Annotated in this window: 5 protein-coding genes; all 5 read left to right on the top strand. The window is 72.7% G+C overall.

Going from position 1 to position 5,652, the window contains the following annotated elements:
• Nucleotides 1-487 (top strand): DUF5682 family protein (locus JNW98_RS32080; RefSeq protein WP_223771823.1); only part of this gene is annotated, 487 nt, incomplete at its 5' end.
• A complete protein-coding gene (locus tag JNW98_RS32075) occupies nt 484-1,707 on the top strand; it encodes a VWA domain-containing protein (RefSeq protein WP_223771822.1) in 1,224 nt (407 codons plus the stop codon). The genes JNW98_RS32080 and JNW98_RS32075, both read left to right, overlap by 4 nt.
• A gap of 391 nt (nt 1,708-2,098) precedes the next feature.
• On the top strand, nt 2,099-3,274 hold the full coding sequence (sucC, locus tag JNW98_RS32070) for an ADP-forming succinate--CoA ligase subunit beta (protein WP_223771821.1): 1,176 nt from the start codon (nt 2,099-2,101) through the stop codon (nt 3,272-3,274).
• A gap of 22 nt (nt 3,275-3,296) precedes the next feature.
• Nucleotides 3,297-4,181, top strand: a complete 885-nt coding sequence (gene sucD, locus JNW98_RS32065) for a succinate--CoA ligase subunit alpha (RefSeq protein ID WP_223771820.1) — start codon at nt 3,297-3,299, stop codon at nt 4,179-4,181.
• A 270-nt stretch (nt 4,182-4,451) separates the two neighbouring features.
• Nucleotides 4,452-5,652, top strand: a 1,201-nt coding sequence (locus JNW98_RS32060; RefSeq protein WP_372459374.1) for a cell division protein PerM, incomplete at its 3' end; no start/stop codon positions are given.

The raw sequence follows: 5,652 nt of genomic DNA, 5'->3' as shown, positions 1-5,652 counted from the left end.
CCTGGGACGCGCCCTCTCACCCGCCGTGGCGCCCGCCGACGCGGCGGCCTGGATCGAGGGGTTCACCGGCGGCACCGAGCCCGGCGGCGGCCTCCTGCTCCTCCACGACGAGCGGCTGCTCGGCCTGATCGACACCTGGCTCACCGGGGCCCCCGCCGACGCGTTCACCGACGTCCTGCCCCTGCTCCGGCGCACCTTCTCGGGCTGTGAACCGGCCCTGCGCCGCGCGCTCGGCGAACGAATAAGGAACGGCCCGGCCGGCGGCGCCGCACGCGGAAGCACCGCACCGGCCTGGGATCCGGAGCGCGCCGCGGCCGTGCTGCCCACGATGCGCCTGCTCTTGGGCCTGGACGAGGAGGGAGAGAAGCGGGAATCGAGACGGCAAGGCCAACTTCCGCCCGAGGCGGAGGAGATGGAGGGGGACGTGGTGACGAATGCGGCGGGAAGCAGCGGGCGGGCGGCGCTCGCCGGGGGAGGGGCGCGATGACCTCGACGACGACCCCACTCCGGCCGGCCCCGCCCGACCCGGAAGCCGACGAACGGTTGCGCCGCTGGCGGCTCGTGCTCGGCGGGGAGGCGGGTGAGGACGGCACCGGGCGGGCGCTCTCGGGCCGGGACGCCGCCGTCGACCGGACGCTGGAAGCGCTGTACGGCGCCGGCGCCCGCTCGTCCGGCACGGGCCCCGGCACCGGCCCCGGCGGTGGGCGGCGGAGCGGTGGCCTCGGAGCGTCCGCACCCCGGGTCGCCCGCTGGCTGGGGGACATCCGGTCGTACTTCCCGGCGTCCGTCGTTCAGGTGATGCAGCGGGACGCCCTGGACCGGCTCGGACTCACCGCCCTCCTCCTCGAACCCGAGCTCCTGGAGGCGGTCGAACCGGACGTCCACCTGGTCGGCACCCTGCTGTCGCTCGGCACGGCGATGCCCGAGGAGACGAAGGCCACCGCACGCGAGGTCGTCCGCAAGGTCGTCGAGGAGCTGGAGCGGCGCCTGGCGTCCCGCACCCGCGCCACGCTCACCGGCGCCCTCGACCGGTCGGCCAGGGCGGCCCGCCCCCGCCACCGGGACATCGACTGGAACCGCACCGTGCGGGCCAACCTCAAGAACTACCTGCCCGAGTACCGCACGGTCGTGCCGGAACGGCTCGTCGGCTACGCCCGGGCGGCGCGTTCGGTGCGGAAGGAGGTGATCCTCTGCATCGACCAGTCCGGATCGATGGCGGCGTCCGTCGTCCACGCCTCCGTCTTCGGCGCCGTCCTGGCCTCGATGCGCACCCTCGACACCCGGCTGGTCGCCTTCGACACCTCCGTCGTGGACCTCACCGACCGGCTGGCCGATCCGGTGGACGTGCTGTTCGGCGTCCAGCTCGGCGGGGGCACCGACATCAACCGGGCGCTCTCCTACTGCCAGTCGAGGATCACCCGCCCGGCGGACACCGTCGTCGTCCTGATCAGCGATCTCTATGAGGGCGGCGTACGGCAGGGGATGCTCGACCGGGTGGCGGCCATGCGGGCGTCGGGAGTGCGGTTCGTCACCCTGCTGGCCCTCTCCGACGAAGGAGCGCCGGCCTACGACCGGGAGAACGCCGCGGCCCTCGCCGCGCTCGGCACGCCGGCCTTCGCCTGTACACCGGACCACTTCCCGGAGGTGATGGCGGCGGCCCTGGAGCAGCGTCCCCTGCCCGTGCCCGACCCCGCCACGGAGACCTGACGGAGGCGGGAAGTCCCGCCCGGGAGAAGGGCGGAGGCAGGAGAGGAAGGAGGTGGGCAGGAGGAGGAAGCGGCGCGCGGGCCGGGTGACGGGGGGCGTTCCGGGGGCGGCCCGGCACGGGGCGGGCGCGTACCCGCGGGCCGGGATCCGGCGGCGTACGCTCTGTCGCGATGCGTGCGGGGCCCGTACGCGATCTGTGAGCGTAATCACGGCCGGAGTGTGATCTGCGATTTAGGGACCTCCCGCCCTCGGGGATAACCTGCGAGACGGACATGCCGCGTATTCGGCGCACGTGTGCCGCCCTCGTCATAGATCGCGTCCTCACGCTGCCACCGCGGCACGCCCGCGCAGACAACGAACCGCGATATCCATGGAAAAGGGACGGACGCGCGTGGACCTGTTCGAGTACCAGGCGAGGGACCTCTTCGCCAAGCACGGTGTACCGGTGCTGGCCGGTGAAGTCATCGACACGCCTGACGCGGCGCGCGCGGCGACTGAGCGCCTTGGCGGCAAGTCGGTCGTCAAGGCGCAGGTGAAGGTCGGTGGCCGCGGCAAGGCCGGCGGCGTCAAGCTGGCCGCCACCCCGGACGAGGCCGTCGCCCGCGCGACGGACATCCTCGGCATGGACATCAAGGGCCACACGGTCCACAAGGTGATGATCGCCGAGACCGCTCCGGAGATCGCCGAGGAGTACTACGTCTCGTACCTCCTCGACCGCACCAACCGCACCTTCCTCGCCATGGCCTCCGTCGCCGGTGGCATGGACATCGAGCAGGTCGCGGCGGAGACGCCCGAGAAGCTCGCCAAGGTGCCGGTCGACGCCAACGAGGGCGTCACCATCGAGAAGGCCCGCGAGATCGTCGCCCAGGCGAAGTTCCCGGCCGAGGTCGCCGAGCAGGTCGCCGAGGTCATGGTGACCCTGTGGAAGACCTTCGTCGCGGAGGACGCCCTCCTGGTCGAGGTCAACCCGCTCGCCAAGGTCGCCGACGGCCGCGTCATCGCCCTCGACGGCAAGGTGTCCCTGGACGCCAACGCCGAGTTCCGCCAGCCGGAGCACGAGGCGCTCGAGGACAAGGCCGCCGCGAACCCGCTGGAGGCCGCGGCCAAGGCCAAGGGCCTCAACTACGTCAAGCTCGACGGCCAGGTCGGCATCATCGGCAACGGCGCGGGTCTCGTCATGAGCACCCTGGACGTCGTCGCGTACGCCGGTGAGAACCACGGTGGCGTCAAGCCCGCCAACTTCCTCGACATCGGTGGCGGCGCCTCCGCCGAGGTGATGGCCAACGGTCTCGAGATCATCCTCGGCGACCCGGACGTCAAGTCCGTCTTCGTCAACGTCTTCGGTGGCATCACCGCCTGTGACGCGGTCGCCAACGGCATCGTCCAGGCCCTGGAGCTGCTGAAGTCCAAGGGCGAAGAGGTCACCAAGCCGCTGGTCGTGCGCCTCGACGGCAACAACGCGGAGCTGGGTCGCAAGATCCTGAACGACGCCGACCACCCGCTGGTGCAGCAGGTGGACACCATGGACGGCGCCGCCGAGCGCGCCGCCGAGCTGGCTGCGAAGTAAGGAACGAGGTCACAAGAACACCATGGCTATCTTCCTCACCAAGGACAGCAAGGTCATCGTCCAGGGCATGACCGGCTCCGAGGGCCAGAAGCACACCCGGCGCATGCTGGCCTCCGGCACCAACATCGTCGGTGGCGTGAACCCGCGCAAGGCCGGCACCACCGTCGACTTCGACGGCACCGAGGTCCCCGTCTTCGGCTCCGTCAAGGACGCCATGGAGAAGACCGGCGCCGACGTCACGGTCATCTTCGTCCCGGAGAAGTTCACCAAGGACGCGGTCGTCGAGGCCATCGAGGCCGAGATCGAGCTCGCCGTCGTGATCACCGAGGGCGTCGCGGTGCACGACACCGCGCAGTTCTGGGCGCTCGCCCAGGCCAAGGGCAACAAGACCCGCATCATCGGCCCCAACTGCCCCGGCCTCATCAGCCCCGGCCAGTCCAACGCGGGCATCATCCCGGCCGACATCACCAAGTCCGGCCGCATCGGTCTCGTGTCCAAGTCCGGCACGCTGACCTACCAGATGATGTACGAGCTGCGTGACCTGGGCTTCTCGTCCTGCGTCGGCATCGGTGGCGACCCGATCATCGGCACCACGCACATCGACGCCCTCAAGGCGTTCGAGGCCGACCCCGACACCGACCTGATCGTCATGATCGGCGAGATCGGCGGCGACGCCGAGGAGAAGGCGGCCGAGTTCATCGCGAAGCACGTCACCAAGCCGGTCGTCGGCTACGTGGCCGGTTTCACCGCGCCCGAGGGCAAGACGATGGGCCACGCCGGTGCGATCGTGTCCGGTTCGTCCGGCACCGCGCAGGCCAAGAAGGAGGCCCTGGAGGCCGCGGGCGTGAAGGTCGGCAAGACCCCGTCCGAGACCGCCCGCCTGGCGCGCGCCGCGCTGACCGCCTGATCGGTCGCCTGACCGGTCGTCCGATCGGTCACCTGACCTGACGACGCCGCCGTCCGGGCGGCTTCGCGAAGGTTTCTGGGCCCGTATCCCCCCGGGGGTACGGGCCCACGCGCGTGCCGGGCACGTCACCCCAAAGGCCCGTACCGCCCTGAACACGACACGACGGTCATTTGCCGCTACCCGCCCGAAAGGCACGTTGTTGGCAGCATGGCCTTTGTGACCCCATATGCCCACAGCGGCCCACCGCTGCCGTCGCATCCCCGTTCCGCGGTGCGTCACAAGCCGGGGGCGGGCAGGGCGTTCCTGGGTGGGGCGGTCGCCGCCGGGCTGGGACTCGGGGTGTTCGCCACCCTCGTCCTGGTGCTGTGGATCGTGTCGCCCTACCCGGACAGCGGACCCGCCGGAGCGCTGCACATCGCCACCGGCCTCTGGCTGCTGGCCCACGGCGCCGACCTCGTCCGCACCGAGACCCTCTCGGGCGGCTCCGCGCCCGTCGGCCTGACTCCCCTGCTGTTCTCCGTCGTGCCCTGCCTGCTCATCCACCGGGCGGCGCGCCAGGCGCCGATGCCGCCGGACGACGCGGAGCACGCGGACGACTCGGAGGACGCCGAGTACGCCGAGTACGCCGGATATGCCGAATACGTCGAGTACGCCGGGACCGCCTGCGAGTCGGAGTCCGCCGATCCGCGTCGTCACCCGGCGGGCGAGCGCACCGACGCCGCCGGGAACCGGAACGACGCCACCGGCGCCCGGCACGGCGCGTCCGACGGGCGCCCGGTGCCGTGGGAGGCGCCCTGGGAGGCGCCCCTGCTCCCGGCGCGCCTCCCGGTCCCGCCGCTGCCGCCGCGCACCGCGTTCACCGCGCTGCTCGGCGGCTACCTGCTGGTCAGCGCGGCCGCCGTGCTCTACGCCTCGTCGGGCCCGATCCGCGTCGACCCCTTGAGCGCGCTGATCCACGTACCGCTCGTCGCCGCGGTGCCGGCCGCGGCCGGGGTGTGGATGGCGGTGGGCTGCCCGCCCTGGACGCCCTCGGCCCGGGTCCGCCGCGTCTGCCGGCTCGTTCCGGGGTGTGTGCGCCGGTGGTTCACCGCGCCGCACGTCGTGGCGGTCGCCCGGGCCGCCGCCGCGGGCACGGCGATGCTGTTCGGCGGCGCGGCGCTGCTGCTGGCGGCATCACTGGCCGTGCACGCCGGTGCCGTACGGGACGCCATGGATCACCTGACGGTGGGCTGGCCGGGGCAGCTGGGGGTGGCGCTGCTGAGCGTGGCGCTGCTGCCCAACGCGGTGGTCTGGACGGCCGCATACGGGCTGGGGCCCGGGTTCGCGGCCGGCGTGGACGGGCTCGTCGCCCCGCTGGCGCTGCCCGTCGTCGGCTCGCCCGACCGGCCCCCGCTCCCGCCCTTCCCGCTGCTCGCGGCGCTGCCCGCGCCCGGCGAGGCCGGGCCGGCGGGCCTGGCGGGCGCCGCCGCGC

The sequence above is a fragment of the Streptomyces huiliensis genome (assembly GCF_020037025.1).
In the GTDB taxonomy this organism is placed as follows: domain Bacteria; phylum Actinomycetota; class Actinomycetes; order Streptomycetales; family Streptomycetaceae; genus Streptomyces; species Streptomyces huiliensis.
This window is presented reverse-complemented; position numbering and strand designations above follow the sequence as displayed.